The sequence below is a fragment of the Maribacter orientalis genome, from assembly GCF_900109345.1.
Classification (GTDB): Bacteria; Bacteroidota; Bacteroidia; order Flavobacteriales; family Flavobacteriaceae; genus Maribacter; species Maribacter orientalis.
Genome location: NZ_FNZN01000001.1, coordinates 142384 through 162155, shown reverse-complemented (window position 1 = coordinate 162155; position 19772 = coordinate 142384). Strand labels below are relative to the sequence as shown.

At 32.8% G+C, this 19772-nt stretch carries 15 protein-coding genes; 4 read left to right on the top strand and 11 right to left on the bottom strand.

Going from position 1 to position 19772, the window contains the following annotated elements:
- The first annotated feature begins 154 nt into the window (after positions 1–154).
- The 4 genes from BMY56_RS00660 to BMY56_RS00645 all read left to right on the top strand — a co-directional run bounded on the left by BMY56_RS00660 (position 155) and on the right by BMY56_RS00645 (position 2047).
- Positions 155–484, top strand: coding sequence for a YtxH domain-containing protein (locus BMY56_RS00660; protein WP_079512682.1), 330 nt, complete (start codon positions 155–157; stop codon positions 482–484).
- Between the two features lie 5 nt (positions 485–489).
- Complete coding sequence (locus BMY56_RS00655) at positions 490–834, top strand: phage holin family protein (RefSeq protein ID WP_091618738.1); 345 nt, start codon at positions 490–492, stop codon at positions 832–834.
- Between the two features lie 2 nt (positions 835–836).
- The gene (locus BMY56_RS18770; RefSeq protein ID WP_091618736.1) at positions 837–1094 is read left to right on the top strand and encodes a DUF6327 family protein; all 258 of its coding nucleotides are present in this window, start codon (positions 837–839) and stop codon (positions 1092–1094) included.
- Positions 1095–1228: 134 nt separating this feature from the next.
- Entirely contained in the window at positions 1229–2047 is an 819-nt protein-coding gene (locus BMY56_RS00645) for a patatin-like phospholipase family protein (protein ID WP_091618734.1), read from the top strand.
- Positions 2048–2119: 72 nt separating this feature from the next.
- Here BMY56_RS00645 and BMY56_RS00640 read toward each other — a convergent pair whose 3' ends face one another.
- The 11 genes from BMY56_RS00640 to BMY56_RS00590 form a co-directional block, all read right to left on the bottom strand.
- Complete coding sequence (locus tag BMY56_RS00640) at positions 2120–3205, bottom strand: site-2 protease family protein (RefSeq protein ID WP_091619989.1); 1086 nt, start codon at positions 3203–3205, stop codon at positions 2120–2122.
- 332 nt (positions 3206–3537) lie between these two features.
- Complete coding sequence (locus tag BMY56_RS00635; protein ID WP_091618732.1) at positions 3538–4842, bottom strand: TolC family protein; 1305 nt, start codon at positions 4840–4842, stop codon at positions 3538–3540.
- Between the two features lies 1 nt (position 4843).
- Positions 4844–7924 carry an efflux RND transporter permease subunit gene (locus tag BMY56_RS00630; RefSeq protein WP_091618730.1) on the bottom strand — a complete coding sequence of 1027 codons (3081 nt, stop codon included), beginning with the start codon at positions 7922–7924 and terminating at the stop codon, positions 4844–4846.
- On the bottom strand, positions 7924–9003 hold the full coding sequence (locus BMY56_RS00625) for an efflux RND transporter periplasmic adaptor subunit (protein ID WP_091618728.1): 1080 nt from the start codon (positions 9001–9003) through the stop codon (positions 7924–7926). The genes BMY56_RS00630 and BMY56_RS00625 overlap by 1 nt, the downstream gene beginning before the upstream one ends.
- A 576-nt stretch (positions 9004–9579) precedes the next feature.
- Positions 9580–9990 (bottom strand): response regulator, encoded by a 411-nt coding sequence (locus tag BMY56_RS00620; RefSeq protein ID WP_091618726.1) that lies wholly within the window; start codon positions 9988–9990, stop codon positions 9580–9582.
- A 144-nt stretch (positions 9991–10134) separates the two neighbouring features.
- Positions 10135–10533, bottom strand: coding sequence for a DUF7793 family protein (locus BMY56_RS00615; RefSeq protein ID WP_091618724.1), 399 nt, complete (start codon positions 10531–10533; stop codon positions 10135–10137).
- A gap of 66 nt (positions 10534–10599) precedes the next feature.
- Positions 10600–10941 (bottom strand): hypothetical protein, encoded by a 342-nt coding sequence (locus BMY56_RS00610; RefSeq protein WP_091618722.1) that lies wholly within the window; start codon positions 10939–10941, stop codon positions 10600–10602.
- A gap of 200 nt (positions 10942–11141) precedes the next feature.
- Positions 11142–14498 carry a sigma 54-interacting transcriptional regulator gene (locus tag BMY56_RS00605; protein WP_091618720.1) on the bottom strand — a complete coding sequence of 1119 codons (3357 nt, stop codon included), beginning with the start codon at positions 14496–14498 and terminating at the stop codon, positions 11142–11144.
- Positions 14499–14501: 3 nt separating this feature from the next.
- On the bottom strand, positions 14502–14873 hold the full coding sequence (locus BMY56_RS00600) for a response regulator (protein ID WP_091618718.1): 372 nt from the start codon (positions 14871–14873) through the stop codon (positions 14502–14504).
- Positions 14874–14965: 92 nt separating this feature from the next.
- Complete coding sequence (locus BMY56_RS00595) at positions 14966–17635, bottom strand: PAS domain-containing protein (RefSeq protein WP_091618716.1); 2670 nt, start codon at positions 17633–17635, stop codon at positions 14966–14968.
- A 278-nt stretch (positions 17636–17913) separates the two neighbouring features.
- Positions 17914–19644 carry an APC family permease gene (locus tag BMY56_RS00590; RefSeq protein ID WP_091618714.1) on the bottom strand — a complete coding sequence of 577 codons (1731 nt, stop codon included), beginning with the start codon at positions 19642–19644 and terminating at the stop codon, positions 17914–17916.
- Between the last annotated feature and the right edge of the window lie 128 nt (positions 19645–19772).

The window sequence follows — 19772 nt, the reverse complement described above, 5'->3', positions numbered from 1 at the left end:
ATTCTTGACTTGCATTTAGAACCAGTTTTACTTAAAAAAAGAATTTACATATAACATAAATTATAGTTTATGATGAAAGTCATTTCCAAAACCTTTTTAAGCACTTAAATTTAGGTTCAAATATAAATTTTACAATAACTTAAAAATCAATATTATGCAAAACGATAGCGGAAATGTATTATTAGCCCTTTTAACAGGAGCTGCAATTGGAGCTGGAATAGGTATACTTTATGCACCGGACAAAGGCATTGAAACCCGCCATAAAATTAAAAGGAAAGTTGAAGATACTAGTCACGATTTAGCTGAAAGAGTTTCACATGCTAAAGATGAGCTTACCAAAACTGCAAATGAAAAGAAAGATGCGTTTGACAGAAAATTAGATGAGGCAATTTCTACTATGAGCTACAAGGCAGATGATATCATTGATAAATTAGAGCGAAAATTAGAGGACCTTAAAGCGAAAAACGCTCAACTACAAAAATAGTCATTATGGCTTTTGAAGAATTAAAAAATGACCTCATGGGGCTGAAAAGCGAAATGAGGTCATATATAGAACATAGCGACGAATACTATAAGCTTAAAATTTTTAAAATATTATCGAAACATGCTACAGGCATTCTGAAGTTTATAGTGATTGGTACAAGCTCTATTTTTGCCTTGCTATTCTTATCATTTGCAGCCTGCCTAGGCTTATCTGAAGTATTCGACAGTTATTTTATCGGCTTTATTGTTGTAGCCGGTTTTTATGTTTTGGTCGCAATTTTGCTCTACCTTTTTAGAGCAAAATTAAATGCACCGGTACTTAAAAAATTATCTAAATATTATTTCGTCTGATTATGGTAAAAAGTTATTCATCTTTTGAAGAAATAGATACTCGCTTAAAGATATTAGAACTTCAACGTGAAATCGATCAAGAAAGCCTAAAACTTAATGTTCAAAACGCAAGGGTAGATTTGGTACCACGGTTGTTTCGTAATAGCCTAGGAACAAATTTCTCTCAAAACGATACATTAAAAAGCTTATTCATTACTTTCATTTCAAGCAAAGCATTGAATTTTATTCGTAAAAAACGTAGGTCGAGAAGTCGAGATTAGAAGTGATTTAATCTTTGTTTCTTCACTCATAAAAAAGTATCTCTACTACAGCAAAATTACACTCCCATTTTACTCAAGTAAATTATGGTGTAAAAAATTTAACCTCATTGAAATTAAGGCTTAAAACGATTTAAATGAAAACAGGATTAGTACTTTCTGGTGGCGGAATGCGTGGTGTGGCACATATAGGCGCTATCAAGGCTCTTGAAGAAAATAAAATTTACCCCTCGTATATAGCAGGAACTAGCGCGGGTGCTGTGGTGGGCGCGTTATATGCCGGAGGATGCAAGTGGAATAAGATGCTAGACTTCTTCAAAACGGTAGACTTGTTTTCTGTAAATAAATATGCTAGAAATAAACCGGGTATTATTGATACCTCTAAGTTTTATGACCTTCTGAAAGAGTATTTGCCAGAAGATAATTTTTCAGCTCTTAAGACACCACTTTATATAACAGCTACCAACTTACTGGATGGTACCCTAGAAATATTTCATGAAGGACAACTAATTAAACCAGTATTGGCTTCTGCAGCAGTTCCTGGATTTTTTGCGCCTGTTCAAATTAAGGATGGATATTATATAGATGGTGGCACATTAAATACTTTCCCCGTTGACTTAATTAAAATGTATTGTGATCAAATTGTTGGCATTTATGTAAACCCTTTCGAGAAAGTTGAAATAGAAGAATTAAAACATTCATATAATATTCTCGAGCGAGCATATCATATTAAAATTGCTAATGAATCGCTATCCAAATTTAATGATTGTAATCTGTTAATAAGTCCTAAAGGATTGGAGAATTTTGGCATGTTTTCAGTGAAAAATATAGATGCAATATTTCAATTAGGCTATGAATCTACAATTGAAGCATTAGAAACGAACCATTCCTTAAACAAATCAATGTCTCCTGCAGAATTAGAGCTGATGAACGGTTTTTCCGTAGATTCCATTTAAGATATAAATCCATATCAAATTCATCAATTTCCTTGTTTAAACAAAGATTTTGATTACACTATGATTGAAGCATTATAGGCTAGCAGTTTTTAAAAGAATAAACTCGCTAATGTTTGTTGTATCAATAGCACCAACAAGTTTCCCGTTTTCAACTACTGGATAAAAATCATTATTTTCTTTTCCTTTTATCTGTAATACTTTTATTATTTCCATTGATACATCAACGGTCTTAAATTTTTTCTGCATGATGTCACGAACCAAAACTGATGGTGTCTTTACATTTTTTATGATATCTTTTTGGGTTAGAATACCTATGATCTTCTGATTTTCGATAACAACAAAGTCTTTCTCCGTTCCTGCAAGCAGAATATCAATAACCTCTTGTAGATTATTGTCTGGCTGTAACCTTGTAATATTTGTAAGTGTAGCCTCTTTCACTAAATGACCTTTTAGTAAATCTCCTTGTTTCACCATTTGATTCTCACCATAGGCCCCAAGAAATATAAAAAGAGCAATTAGTATTAAAAAAGGATTAAAAAAGAGTCCAAGTACAAAAAATAAAAAGGCCAAACCTTGACCGATACTTGCTGCAATATCTGTAGCCGTAACACGACCAAGTTTAAAAGACAAAAGTGCCCGAAGTACTCGGCCACCATCCATTGGAAAAGCAGGAATCAAATTGAAAACCACTAACATCACATTAGCAATAAAAAGATAAAACAAAAAGTTTTGAAGCGTCGGCTCATAAAGCATTTCCTCTAAAACAATAGAATCGAAATTAAAATAACTTCGTACAGGCACAACAAGAAGCAATAGGACAGCAATAAGAACGTTCACTGCCGGACCTGCCAATGCAATCAATAATTCTTGTGCTGGCTTTTCTGGCATTTTTTCTAAAGTAGCAACTCCGCCAATCGGTAGTAACAAAATATTCTTCGTCTTAACACCAAACTTTTTTGCAGTTAGCGCATGCCCTAATTCATGAAGTACCACACAAATGAACAAGACAAATATTAGTGCCTCATTAAGAAGAATTCGATTAAGTTCACTTCCCTTCTGTATTTCTAAAAATGCAACCCAAATGAGTAACAATGTAAATGTCCAGTGAACTTCAATTTTTATCCCTGAAACGCTTCCTATTCTCAATGCACCTTTCATATTGATTAATTTTAAACTAAGGTATTTATCAACACGGTTTACACCAATGACATTGGTCATAGCAAAATAAAAGACATCAAATTATATTTAAAATATATCATGAATTTAAATCACCAAAAACAATATTATAACACGTACTGTAAACCTAGCTGTCGATTAAAGAATTATCGGTGCAGGCAAATAGTATAATGGCTACATATAGCGTTGCTTGTTGTACGGCTATAACTATGACAGAAGGTACATAATTGTGTGAAAAGAAAGATGTAGAAGAGCTTAATAAATAGAGAATTCATACTTGTAAAATGTATTCTCCAAAAACCTATTCCTTTATATTATATTTCAAGATTACCAGAAAGTTGCCTAAGAATAATTTCTGATAATTTTGCTTGGAACTTGGCATTGCTAAAGCGTACTTTGGCATTGATATAATTCAATTGCGCTGTTCTAAACTCTATTGTAGGAATAATACCTATTCTAAATTTATCGACAGTAATATCTAGATTCTCTTTAGCTATAGATTCATTATTACCTTCTAACTCTATAAGACTTATGTTGGTTAAATAGGTTTGATAGGTGGTTACTAACATCGACAATAATTGCTGTTCCTGTTCTTCAATAGCAACTTCTGCATTCTGCAATTCTATCTTTCCTATTTTCTCATTTCTATTTTGGTTGAAACCATTAAAGAGATTTAAAGAAGCACCGAAACCATAATTAAACCCCTGTGAATTTGAACTTGTTGTAAACCCCAGACTAGATTCTGAACGACCAAAATTATACCCTGTGGTAGCATAAAGTGTAGGATATCTTGCTGCTCGTATTTGTTTTAACTCTAATTCACTGATTCGCTTACCTATTCGTTCTGCATTTAATTGTGGATTATTGACAACTACCATCGTTTCTAGTTCTGGAAGCGATAAACTTTCATCCACAAAAATCTCAGGAACTACTTTAAAATCGATTTTTAAATCACGGGCCAACTGTTCATTCAATTGGGTCTTGGTATTTGCATATAATTCTTTCTGACGTTGCATTAAAGTTTGATCTGTATTCAAATCAACTTGCGCATTCAGCACTTCCAATTTTGATGCCTTACCAATTTTAAATCTATTTTGAGCCAGTTCAACTCTTTGCTTAGAAATATATATCGTACTATCTAAAGCTGAAAGTTGCTGCTGTTGTTGCACTAAATCGAAGTATGTTATCATTACCTCACCTACTTTAGTAAGAATAACTTGTTTTAATTCTGCTTCACCCAAGTTTTGATTTTCCTTCAACTGTTCGTAATTAGCAAACATTCGAAGTCCATCAAATAATGTCCAATCCATAGCTACACCATAATTAAGACTATTATTTTTTGCGTTATCACGTTCGACCAGGGTGCCGTCTGAACGCGTTTGTGAGAGATTCTGAACACTATTGTTATCTATAATACTAGCTTCAACTGAAGGAAGCATACCCGCAAAACCCGGACTAACAGATAGTGAGTCTATCTTTAAACTGTTGCCTGCAGTGATAATTTGATAATTATTTTCAACCGCCGTTTTTACCGCATTTTGTATGGTAAGCACCTCTTGCCCTGAAGTACTTAAAACCGATAGAAATATAAAAATCAATGTTAGCTTAGAATAGTTCATTTTAATAGGTTTCAAGCGCTTTAAATTCTGGTCTCTCGACCTTTTCTCTTGACCATAACATGTAAAGTGCCGGAATAACAAATAAGGTTAACATTAAAGAAAATAAGGTTCCACCGATAATAACTACACCCATACCTATTCGACTAGTAGAGGCAGCACCTAATGATAATGCAATAGGTAAAGCACCTAATGCAATGGTCAAGCTTGTCATTAAAATAGGTCGTAACCTAGATTCTGACGCTTGCAAAATTGATTCCCTTTTTCCCAAACCTTGTTCACGTAATTGATTGGCAAATTCTACGATTAAAATACCATTTTTGGTCACAAGACCAATTAACATAATCGTACCTATCTGGCTAAAAATGTTCCATGATTGTCCGAATAACCATAGTGAAAACATGGCACCGGCAACTGCCATAGGCACAGTCAATATAATAATAAATGGATCTATAAAGCTTTCGAACTGAGCAGCAAGTATTAAAAATATAAGTAACAATGCTAAACCAAATGCAAAAAGGGTATTAGAACTGCTTTCAATGAAATCACGAGATTCACCCCCTAAATCGGTAGTGAACGAATCATCTAAAACTTTATCTTTTATCCGCTCCATTGCTTCTATACCATCATTAATAGTTTTACCGGGTGCTAAATTCGCTGAAACGGTGGCCGACATATATCGGTTATTATGGTAAAGTTGTGGCGGACTACTATGTTCTGATGTTTGAACAAGATTATCTAACTGAATTAATAAGCCATCTTTATTTTTTACGAATATGGAAGTTAAATCCATAGGTGCATTTCTATCCTCTTTATCAAATTGGCCAATTACTTGGTATTGTTTCCCATTCATTAGAAAATAACCAAATCGCTGTCCGCTTAATGATAATTGCAGTGTTTGAGCAACATCAATTACCGAGACACCTAAACTTTCTGCTTTTTCACGGTCTATTGTTACATAGATTTCAGGCTTATCAAATTTTAAATTTACATCTACGAAAGAGAAAGTTTCATCTTTCTCCGCTTCAGCCATAAATGTGGGAATATGCTCTTCCAACTTTTTAAAGTTCTGTGCTTGTATGATAAACTGAATTGGAGGACCACCTCTTCTATTTACTGAAATTGTAGGTCGTTCAGATACATTTGATTTTCCACCAACGTATGCTTTTGCCCACCTACCAAGATCATTCGCAATTTCATGCTGTGATCGTTCTCGCTCACTTGGATCAACGAGTGCAATATTAGCTCTACCACTATTTACCGAAGAAGAACCAAACCCTGGGGAAGTAAGTACAAGACTCACTTTTTTTTCGGGTACCGAATCGTTTATTAATTCAGTAATATCAGTCATTAAACGATCCATATATTCATAAGATGATCCCTCTGGAGCATTTACGTTTAATCGAACAAAACTACGATCATCATATGGTGCCGTTTCTTTTGGAAGTAATATATAGAACAAAGCTATAAGACCTAAACACCCAATAAGAATTGGAAAACTCAACCATTTCCGTTTCATAAAAACCCGTAACGATTCGGCATACGAATGATTCATTTTTAAGAAATACTTTTCAGTGAAATGATAAAATTTAGACTGCTTTTGTTTACCTGGCTTAATAAGGTATGCATTAAGCATCGGTGTCAATGATAATGATACAAAAGCCGATACTAATACTGCAGCACCCAGTACAACGCCAAACTCACGAAAGAGCCTACCAACAAATCCTTCCAAGAAAATTACGGGAAGAAATACAGCGGCCAAGGTTATAGATATAGATATTACCGCAAAGAATATCTCGTTAGAGCCCTTTATAGCGGCTTCAATTGGACTCATCCCCTCTTCTACTTTCTTATAAATGTTTTCGGTAACTACAATACCATCATCTACAACAAGGCCTGTTGCCAAAACTATCGCCAATAAGGTCAATACATTTATAGAGTAACCGAACAACCACATGATAAAAAATGTAGCAATTAAAGAAACAGGAATATCTATTAAAGGGCGAAGTGCCATTGACCAGTTTCTAAAGAAAACGAAAATCACAAGAATTACCAATATTATAGATATGAGCAACGTTTCTGCCACCTCGGTAACTGCACGCCGTACAAAAACTGTGTCATCAATAACTACATTCAGCTTGAACCCTTCTGGCAAGTCTTTCTTGAGTTTTTCATATTCCTCATAAAAAGCATCGGCAATTTCTAAATAATTCGTACCAGGTTGAGGAACTACCGCTGTCGCGACCATTGGCTGACCAGAATCACTCATCTTGGTTTCCATATTCTCACCTTCTAAAGTTGCCTTTCCAATATCACTTAAGCGGACTAATTTTCCGCCATCGGCCATAATAATGATATTGTTGAATTGCTCTTCGGTATTTAAATTCCCAATAGTTTTAACTGTTAGTTCGGTATTGGCACCTGTTAACTTACCAGATGGTAATTCAACATTCTGAGCCAATAGTGCAGTTCGTACATCTGCGACAGTTAATCCGTAGGATGCTAATTTTAAAGGGTCGATCCAAAGGCGCATTGCGTATCTTCGTTGGCCCCAAATTTGAACACTACTTACCCCTGGTATAGTCTCTATGCGCTGTGCAATGACATTTTCAGCATAATCAGAAAGTTCCAAGATATTTTTACCATCACTTTGTACGGTCATAGAAAGAATACGCTGGGCATCTGCATCTGATTTTGAAACTACAGGTGGTGCATCTAAATCATCGGGTAAACTTCTTACGGCTTGCGAAACTTTATCCCGAACATCATTGGCGGCATCCTCCAGATTTTTATCAAGGTTAAACTCAATACTTATAGAACTTGAACCTTGTACACTTGAAGAGGTTATATTACGAATTCCATCAATTGAATTTATCGCTTTTTCTAAAGGCTCAGTGATCTGGGACTCAATAATATCTGCATTAGCACCTGAATAATTAGTACGCACAGAAACTTGTGCCGGATCAATCGAAGGAAATTCACGAACGCCTAAATATGTATACCCGATGATACCAAATAAAACTATGGTAAGGTTCATTACAATTGTTAGAACCGGTCGCTTAATACTTAAGGTTGATAAATTCATTACTCTGCAGAAATTGTTTCAATTTTTTCAAAATCGATAGTAACAGGCGTCCCATTTTTTAAGGCCATTACGCCATAAGTCAAAATAGTGTCTCCTACTTTCAAACCAGATATAACCCGCACTTCATTGCCGGTACGTGCACCGATTTCAACGTCTATTTCTTTTGCTTTTCCTCCTTCAGAGATAAAAATTCTTTTTCCATTTTGAACAGGTATTAAAGATTCAGAAGGCACCATTAATGCATTATCGATACTTTCTAACGGTAAAATTACATTTGCATAGGTTCCTGGATATAACTTACCATCTTTATTTTCTGCTATAGCTCTCATTTTAAGCGTACGTGTTGCAATCTCAACTTCTGGTTCTATTGCATAAACCTTTGCTTCATGCTCTTGCTTGGAATCTGACGTTGTAAACGTTAACTCAGAACCGATAGATACTTGAGAAGTATACTTTTCAGGAATTGAAAATGTGATTTTAATTTTGCTTGTATTCACCAATTTAGCTATAGGAGTCACTGATGTCACATAAGTTCCTTTAGAAATAGAACGCAAACCTATAGTGCCTGAAAATGGCGCTCGAACTACTGTTTTTGAAAGTTGAGCTTGAATAAGTTGGGATTCTGCACTTGCAGACTGAAAATCTGCGCTAACAATTTCATATTCCTCTTGACTAATTGCTTGCTTTTCTAATAATAGCTTAGCCCTACGCTCATTTTCAGAAGCTAATTTTTGCGCTGTTTGCACTTTTGATAATTGTGCTTGCAGTTCAATATCGTTAACTTTAAATAATACCTGACCTTGCGATACTTTACTACCCTCTTTAAAATTAATGCTCTCTACTACCCCAGAAACCTCACTTCGAATTTCAATTTGTTCATTAGCCTCTATTGTACCAGACAATGAAATATTATCATTAAATTTCTGAGCATATAACACCATACCTTTTACCTTAGTTGCCTGGGCCGAACCTTCTACAGTTTTCGGTTCACCTATCTCACTATTTGAATTTACTCGGTAGACAATCAATGCTATAATCCCTACAATTAATAAACTATAGACTACGTATTTTATTTTCATAAGCGTTATGGAAAGAAATTATATAACGTGTTATTTCGAACACCGACAAATCTAATTCTAATAGCCTATTTTAAGTAAATCTTATACAATATTTAACACGGATTTAGCATGCTTTTATTGGATGATCATGTGCCATTCTTCAAATTAAAAAAACTCTCATTTTATATGACTGTATACTTTTAAAAAGGTTTAATCCTAAATAAATTTTAACATAAATACCAGTTTCGAATTTGGCGGCACGTACCCTTTAAATTAGATAATGTATATGACGAATATGAGAGAATATGTGAATTAAAAAATAGCCCCTGGTGGCTAAAGACCCTTAGATAAAGTTAAGCCTGATAATTTCGAAGATTCTGTCTCCTAAACTATTAAATATTTAAAAATCCAGCTTAGAAAACGAAATGAAAAAATTAAAACTAATTATCAATTATATTCAAATATAAAATTCTAGGAATATTATATTTTAACCAATTTTTCATCAATGGGGAAATAATAAAGAAAGCCCAGATTAGCGTCTTGCCAATACTGGGCCTTTCTAAGGGGGATTTTACTTAAAATGAGCACTAAAACAATTTATGAAGCCAATACTTTTACTAATTTATCGAGTTTATGAACTGTTAACGGTTTAGATATAAAACCACTACAAGCACTATGTTCTTCAGCTTTAATTATTTCATTCATACTAGTTGTAGAAGACAACAAGTAAATTTTTATTGAATTTAATTTCCCTTTGTTTATTGCACTAAATTCATTCAAGAATTGAAACCCATTCATTATTGGCATATTGATATCCAAAAAAATTATATCAGGTAAGAATGTTGATTCAGAATTCGAATGATTATTTATTGAACTTAAATAATCAATGGCTTCTTTTGCAATGGTATACGTTTTAAAGTTTGCATTTATAGCTAATTTCTCTATGACTTTTTGATTGATAAATAAATCAATTTCTCTATCATCAATCAACATAAAATTTATTTTCATAACCTATTTTTATCTGAATTTTGGTAAACTAATTATAAAACAAGCACCTTTAGTAATTTTGCTTTCAACTCTATTTTTTCCGTGTAAATTTTCAATTATACTTTTAATAACATCAAAACACATAATATTTATTGCTCTCATAAATCAGCTTTGATAGTTTAAACAATAAACTTTAGCAAGTTTCATGCTCTTGAAAATTGCATGAGGTAACTTTTTACTATACAACCGTTTATATGATTTAATCAATAGGTTTATTGAAAGGGAATTAACTAAATAAACCTCGGTCGATATTAACGACATACTTTCTATTTTTTTTGATAGTAAATGCCCAGCAGCTATAGAAAAAGTCCCCCTGACATCTCTTAAATCAATAATTATAGGCATGGGAACACCAGTATTTAATTCAGAAACAACTGCAAGGCATTCTTGAGCAATTTTATAATCTAGTTTTTGATCTGGATTCAAATTTGAAATTTTACAAAGAAGAACACTATTGTCCTCTACCCAAAAAGAAACATGTTTATTTATTACTTTTTTCTCCATAATATCAATTCCTAATTAGCATATTAAGGCTCCTAAACTTCTGATTATTGTGGTAATTTGCTCTTTCTATTGGTGTATGTTTTTTTTCCAAAACGCACTTCCTTTAGTTATACAAAATAGCGCTGATACAATTTTTATTGCGAATGATTGAAACTGAGCGGAAGAATTAATAATTGAAAAAGAAGAAAAATATTCCACTAAATTTATAGATTCAACTATACCTAATCCGTGTATTTTAATTCGTAAAGGAAGGTGTTTGCCTTTCGAAAGCTTAGGAATTACACCTGATATTTTTTTATAATTTTGACTCTTAACTGTCTGAAAAGCATACTCTTCATTATAAGAAGAATAAACTATGTTTTTATTTGCCCCTAAAAATGCTTCTTCTATATGAAATGTATTTTCCAAACTTATTTATTTAAATAATTAAGTTCAATAGATATGCCATAAAAATCAAAGCGATGTAATTACACACTTAAAATGCTGTAAAACAGGTACATAAGCGGATGACAAAAAATACTAAAGCGAAGATTATTCTTACAAAAATAACGGAATACCGTTTTCTGTTTCATTATAAAAGCAAATGCACGGTATCCCGTGTGTGGTGATTATTTTTTAATGCCAAGTTTTTTCATTTTGTCGCGAAGCGTACTTGGTTTTAATTCTAGCAATTCAGAAGCACTATTTGCTCCAGAAATTTTCCATTTACAAAGCTCTAATATATCTAATATGTGATTTCGTTGAATAGCATCTAAAGATATATTCTCATTGTGTTCTTTTATGGAAACTTTAGATTTCTGAAACTCAGACTCAAAACCAGGTATTAGTAAAGTTTCATCGGTAGATAAAATGCAAGCTCTCTCAATCAAGTTTTCCAGCTCTCTAATATTTCCTGGCCAATTATACGCTTTTAGTTTTTCCATAGCATCATCAGAAATGTATTTAATATCCTTGCTGTATGCTTTATTAAACTTGTCTACAAAATGTTCTACCAACAATGCTATGTCTTCTTTTCGTTTTCTTAAGGATGGAACGTTAATTGGAAAAACGTTTAATCTAAAAAACAAATCTTCTCTAAATCGTTTTTTTTCAATTTCTTCTTTTAAATTTCTGTTCGTTGCAGCAATGACCCTTACATCCAATTTTTTCACTCCTAAACCTCCCACTACTTCTATTTCACCTTCTTGTAAAAATCTTAATATTTTTGGTTGCATATCTATAGGTAATTCCCCTATTTCATCTAAAAATAAAGTGCCCCCATCTGCTAACTCAAATTTCCCGATTTTATCAGCGAACGCACCAGTAAAAGATCCTTTTTTATGTCCAAATAACTCACTCTCGATTAATTCTCTAGGTATTGCCGAACAGTTAACTTTTATTAATGGCTTATTGTTTCGCAAACTAATATTATGAACTGCCCTTGCCAATAATTCTTTCCCAGTACCAGATTCTCCTAATAATAAAACAGTCGCATTTGTAGCTGCTACTTTTTCAACATCTGAAAGAACATTACTAAAGACCGCACTGCCATACACCATTTCCTCATAATTGAAAACTAAATCTAGTTCGTTTCTCAGATAAACATTTTCTTGCTCTAGTTGATTCCTTAATAAGGTTAACTCTGCATTAGCTTTGTGAAGTTCCTCGTTTGCTAAAACTATCTTTTTTTCTGCTGCTTTACGTTCTGTACTCTCCACCATTAACGACACTAGGTTGGCAATAGAAGTTGCAAATTCTTCTTCATCCCTACTCCATAGGCGTTTAGGCCCTACATGTTCAAAACACAAAACCCCATACAAGTCATTTGACATTTGTATAACCACATCCATCATAGAGGAAATACCTATTGGTAAAAGATATTTATAGGTAAAGCTTTCTGTTACATTATCTTTTAAAGCATCATTTATACTTATTATTCGATTTTTAAGTAGTGCCTCAAAATATTTTGGATTCTGGATTTCTCTAAGTATTATTCCACTTTCAAAATTTTGCTTTTTTACATCGAACAAATTCTCACACTTAATTTCATTTTTATCGCTATTAAATGCCCACACCCCAACACGTGCAACATTTAATGTCGTTGCTGAGAGCATGGTGATTTTACTTAAAGCAGTTTTAAAATCACTACCAACAAGGGCTGTTAACTCTAATATTACATTTTTCTTTTGATTAGATTTTTCAGCATTTTCTTCTAGTAGCCTTTTCGCTTTTTCTTCTTCAGAAACATCCTTAATTGTCCCAAACAATGCAACCACTTCACCTTTGTCATCTTTAATATTCCCTGATAAAAATGAAGCCAAGAACTTCTCACCATTTTTTCGAATAAACTCTAATTTAAAATATGGGGCTTTTCCTTTTGCAACTTTTTGTTTAATCTTTAACATTAACTCAAAATCTTCCGTTTTAGCAAAGGGATAAGGAAGTTTAAGTCCTATTAACTCCTCCTTAGAATAGCCAAGCATGTCACAAGTAGAATCATTAATCATTATAATTTCACCTTCTAGATTAATAATCAATAATCCTTCTTGCATCGACATAATAAGTTTATCCGTAAATTCCTTTGCAAGTTTTAAGTCGATTTCTGCTTTTTTACGCTCCGTAACATCTCGCGCAATACCTAATATTTTATTATCTGTTTGAATTTTTGCGGATATTTCTACATCAATCAAAGATTTGTCTTTGCATTTAAACCTTCTTAGGAAAACTACAGCAATACCTTTAAGTAATTTTTTATGATTATCTGGATTTTGTATTATCTCACCAACAAGAAAATCTTGAATTTTCAATTTTGAAAACTCCTCTTTGGTATATCCTAAAGTTGTATAAGATGCCTTATTATAATTATGGATTGTGCCATCTAAAGAATACGTCATGATAGCATCACTTGCCTGATCTACTAATGCCTTATAAGATTCATCTTTCTTTTTAATTTCAGCAACTGTTCTTGTTTTTTCTATGGCTATGGTAGCCAAACTTACTGTAAAATTAAGCTCACGAATTTCCTCTAGCGAAGGCTTATTTATAGCATTACTATAAATTGCAAATGTTCCTAAAACATTATCATCCTTAGATATAATCGGCAATGACCAACATGACCTTAAATTGTGCTGTAATGCAATGTATTTCCAATTCACCCAACGTTTGTCATTATTTATATCTGAAACAACAATTGGTTTTTTAGTATATGCTGCGGTACCACAAGATCCAACACTTTTACCGATAGTAATTTGTTTCATCTCTAAATTAAATGCTTTTGTCATTGAGGGTGCAGATTCCAGATTAAGACATATGCCGTCTTCACTAAGTAAACTTATTGCCCCATAATAATCTTGGTGAATAGCTTCATAATTTAGTAGTAATTGGTCAAAAATCTTGTTCAAAGGCGTGTTTACCGCAATTAAATCTAAAATTTCATTTTTATGTATTAATAATTGCTCCGCTTTTTTACGTTCTATAACCTCATTGCCAAGATCTAAACTTTTTTGCTCTAATTTGTGAATAAGTCGTTCACTATAAAGCTTTAAAACTTCTCCATCAGAAATGTTGCCATTTTCAACATTTTTTAAATGAGGTATTGCATGAGGTTTTACCGAATCGAAAATTTCGTTAACTGTAAAAAGCACTTCATCATGATCTATTGGTTTTCTTAAAAACTTTGTTGCACCTAGTGTTAATGCAAAATCTTCGTCCAATTTTTCAGTGTAAGTTGATGTATAAAAAACAAAGGGAATTTTTTGAAATAATTCTTCTTTTTTGCATGCTTGACAAAACAAATACCCATCCATTATAGGCATTAATATATCTGAAATAATTAGGTCTACAGCACTATTTTCATATAGTTTATTAAGCCCTTCACTGCCATCATTGGCTTCTATGACATTATAGCCAGCTTCTTCAAGAATTACTCTTAACAAGTAAAGGTTTTCATAAGTATCGTCTACTATTAAAATAGTTTTCGTGTTCATTCCTTATTTTCCTTTAACAATACTTTCCATTTGCTTTACAAAAGTGTCTGGATTTATTGGTTTCTCTAAATAGCCATCTGCACCTGCTTCTAAGGCTTTTTCTTTATCCCCGCCCATGGCGTAAGAAGTTACGGCAATAATTACGGTACTTTTAGGCAGCCCATTATGACTTAATTTATTGCATATTTCGTAACCATCCATATCTGGCAATTGAATATCTATTAAAATAATTTCTGGATGGTTTTCATGTGCCAACTTCAAGCCATCTTTTCCATTATAAGCCTTAATAATGGTATACTTACTTTGCTCTAACAGATAAGATAACATGTACATATTTTGCTCGTTATCTTCAATTATTAAAATAGTTTGTTTCATAAATTTTAATGCATATTTTTTTTTAAACCATAAGGTTAATTCTTAAATATACTAAACTTGGCTAAACAATTTTCCGTTATACGTTTAATGCTTTACACTTTATCACCATAATCCAGTGGTAAAGTAAAAGTGAAATTGCTTCCTTTACCTACCTTACTTTGTACTTGTATGGTACCTCCTAATTTTTCTATTAAACTTTTACAAATTGCAAGTCCTAGTCCTGTACCTTCATGAGTTCTACTTAATCCTCCATCGAGTTGAATAAATGGCATAAATAATTTATTAAGATCTTTTTTGCTCATACCAATGCCTTGGTCAATTACTTGTGTTACGACTAAATTATCAACAATATCTACTTTTACTGTAATTGTACCTTGTTTAGAAAACTTAATAGCATTTGAAAGTAAATTGAGTAAAACTTGCTCTACTCTTCGCTCATCACTATTTAAAGTGATACTCAGTTCTGTAATTTCTGATTGTATATCAAGTTCTTTTTTAGATGCTTGTGGTAATAAGAAATCAATTGTTTTTTCTAGCATTTTTAAATAATCAAAATGATAGATTGATACCTTTAATTTGCCAGCTTCAATTTTAGAGATATCCAAAACATCATTAATTAAGCCTAATAAATGTTGCCCACTATTTTTCACCATGCCTAGTTGCCTTTTTTGCTCATCATTTAATGGCCCAGCTAATTCTTTTAATAGAATACCCGTAAAACCAATAATAGAGTTCATAGGCGTTCTTAGTTCATGTGACATGGTTGCTAAAAATGCAGACTTCATCAAATCGGCAGATTGCGCATTTATTTTTTCTTTTTCTAATTGATTTGTTCGTAATTCAACCAACTCTTCTAGGTTATTCCTATGTTTTTCTAATTCAATTTCTGCTTTTTTACGATCTGTAATATCTCTAATTACTCCAATCAGAAATCTATTACTACCACTATCAACAAATCGAGTTTTTTTGGTAGAAATTATCTTTATTTCCTTTCTACCTAACGTCAACGTTTCTTCATTAACATTTTCAATTCCTGAAGAAATAACTTGTTTATCAATACTTAAAAAACTCTCTCTTTCTTCTACAGGCACGTTTTCAGCTAAATTTTTTCCTATTACTTCTGCTCTGGAAAGATTAAAAAGAGAACAAAAAGCATCATTAACTATTAATAATCTACTTTTATCATCTTTTACAAATACGGGGTCACCAATATTGTTAATTATATTATCGAGGTATATTTTACTTTTTATTAATTCCTCTTCCGCAATTTTTGACTTAGTAATATCTCTTATTGTCCCAATTATAAATTTATTACCACTCCCATCGATAAACCTCGATTTTTTAGTTGAAATAAATCGTTTTCCTTTTCCTTCAGTATGTATACTTTCTTCATCAATATTCTCAATCCCCGTAGAAATTACTTGTTCATCAATTCTTAAATATCTTTCTCTTTCTTCTTGTGGAACATCTTCAGTAAAAGCTTTACCGAGTATCTCTTCTTCAGTACGACTAAACATATTATAAAAAGCACTATTTGCTTTTAGAAAATGACTTTGATCATTTTTTACAAATACTGGATCACCTAAGTTATTTATTATATTATCAAGATACTTTTCGCTTTCTTGCAAAGCAATTTCTGCTTTTTTACGTTCCGTAAAGTCTGTAAAATAAATAGTTAAGCCATTGGTAGATGGATAAATTCTGTTTTCAATCCATTTATCAAAAGCTTCGTAATATTCTATTAAATACTGTGTTTGTTGAGTTACAACGGCCTTAGAGTAGGCTTCATAAAAAGGTGAAGTAACAAGTTTTGGGAATTCAGTCCAAATATACTTACCAATTAAACTTTCGGGAGATCGACCTAAAAACTCACCTGCCTTATCATTTACATAGGTATAGCACCAATCGTTATCTAGCGACATAAAACCATCAGAAATTTGATTTAATGTAGATTCAATTTGTGAAACAAATTTTTTCTCTACTTGCTGTTTCTCAACCTTAAGATCTAAATATTTTTTTCTATAGGTGATTATTGAAAAAATTTCTCTGTCTTGCGTCGCAATAAAACTACCATTATCTTCCTCTTTTTCTATGAACTTTAAATAAATGTAAAGTATCAAAGAAAATATAACAGCTGAAAAAGATTTACCGATTATATGACCAATTAATGAAGAAGTGAAATTTGGAGTATTATACTTCAGAATAAAATTAAAGGCAAATGAATCAAAAACTAAAACAGAAAACAAAGAAATAAAGAGCACTAAAAAGAAATATAGCTTACTAATTTTAGAAATTAAAAACTGGAATATAATTACCAGTAAAAAAAAATCTATCAGTAATAGTATTGTACCTGTAATAAAATACGTGTAATTAATTTGAAAAACAGACGATGAATCTTCAACACTAATAATTTGCATTGCATTCTCTTGCACATAAGTAATAGCAAACAATGCCGATAAAATAATATTCGAAAGTAAAACACCAACAATAAGGGTTCTTGCACTGGCAACCCCTTCTTGAATATAAATTAATAATAATGCAAATAATACAGCGCTAAAGCTAATAACAGAGCCAGGATAAAAAGGAAATTCTCCAAATAAATTAAAACTGACCATGGTACCTGAAAGGGCCTGTAAATATTGTATAGAGCCCAATAGAATGTAAAGTGGAGCTAAACCAAGTTTAGCTCTATACTTAAACATTACAAGTATACTTGAAGATATAAGTAAAAACTCGATGAGTACGGCAGCATATATATTCATATGCTTTAAAGTTACTATTTTATTATAAAATTTAACATATAGAATTAATAAGCCAATTATTAACTAGGCACCAATTATTCACGTAATCCATATGTACTATTTTAATTAACAGCAAAGTACAAAATATTAAAATTGAATTTTTATCGCTCTAGGGTTTGAAATATTTTGTTGGGGTAAAAAACATAATGTAATACTACCAACTGAATTTATACTTATTTTAATTTTCTAATATAATTTATAGGCTAGTTCGAAGTATTTAAATATGACATTCACCCCCCTTATATTATCAATCTAACACCTCCCAATTCTGAAACTTCATATGGGAAATCGTCTCCTGGAGAACCAATAAACATAAAGTTTACGGGTATGTTCCATTGTTTCGATAACTTTTGAATAATTTTTGGCCCAAATGTACCCGACATTTTTATGTACTCGATTTTAATTTCCGGATATTCTCTATCAAGAACTTCAATATCGCTTTCTAAGCGGGCTGGTACCTTTTCTCCGTCTTTGACTATGGTAACTACTTTAAGTTTTCTGGTATGCTCATTTTTCGTAATGTAGAGCATCACTTTATTTAAGGCGGCTACATCATCTTCGTGGGTAAAAAAAACGAACTCTTGCGAGTTTATATCATCTATAGTATCCACAATCTTCTTATTCGCACGTTCTACAAATAACTCTATGGGCTTGAATAAATATTTAATTGCCTTTAAACCGAACCTCAAAATGATTGTTCTGTTCAGCATAAAAGTTACGACGAGTAAGGTGGGAATCAAATATTCCAAAAAAACGCCCAAATAATGTGGGTTCATAACTATATTTCCTACTAAGGCCGCAATTACGGCTCCCACCGCAAGTATTAGAGCTAGCCAAGTAGATTTTTCTGGTCTTCGTAAATTTTTACGTTTAATTTTTAGGAGAAAATTTCCAAAGCCGAACAAGGTCATCACAGATAAAAAAGCAATGGTATAGACCCCGGCCAAAGCATCTAATTCTCCTTTGGTAATCAACAAAACCGAAACACAGAGTAAAAAGAAGAGAATAGGAATACGAAAGGAGCTTCCGCGTTTATTTTTGCGTAACATGAACTGGGGTAATATGCGATCTAACGTCATTCGTTCCACCAACCCCGTTACCCCTACAAATGAGGTTAAGACAGCGCCGCTAAGCACTAAAGCGGCATCGACTGAAATTAATGTAGAGAGCCATCCACCACCCGAAATCTCACCCATATAAGAGAGTAACGTTTCCTTATGATCCGCCACTAATGGAATTGGAACCAATGACAATGCCAAAAACGCCATTAACGGATTGAAAATACTTACCACGACCCACATATTCCGAAGTGTTTTCCGAAAGACCCCCTTTTCCTGTTCTTCAACGAAATTTGCAGAGCTCTCAAAACCACTAATACCTAACATAGCGGCTGCAAAACCAAAAAAAAGTGCTGTTTTTATTCCACCTTCCACTGGTCTATTGAAATTCGCAGTTAATACTTCCAACCCGTTAGTGTAAATATAATAGCCACAGAACAACGATAAAACCACTAAAGAAACCATATGAAAAATAAAAATTACAGTAGCTACCAGTGAGGACTCCCGTATTCCAACGATGGTAAGTACCATAAAAAATACCAATAAAATAATGGTTGCAATGACAATTGGCCAAGCATCCCAAAGATTATGCACATAATGCATGCCTTCGCTGGCAGAAATTACGGCAGTTGCCATATATGACAAAATGGTTAAGGTTGCCGCAACCGAAGCAGTAGATTTACTAGTCGTATTCAACAAAGCATTATACGCCCCTCCGTTAAGGGGCAGTGCTCCCACAACTTCTCCATATATTTTCCTGAACAAAAAAAGAACAAGGGCAACCATTAACAACGAAACCCAAGCATACTGACCAGCATAAGCGATCGATAAGGCGGACACATAGAGACATGATGAACTAATATCATTTCCACAGATTGCCGTGGCGGATAGTTCCTTTAATTTTTTTGACATTTGTGATTTAAAAAGTTGATTTTGGGCATTTAAATCTTCAATTAATATTGAACCTAAGGGGTATTATAAATACTTCTATTCCATATATGTTAAAGGTATTATCTACTTCTAGCATCATGCATGACTTA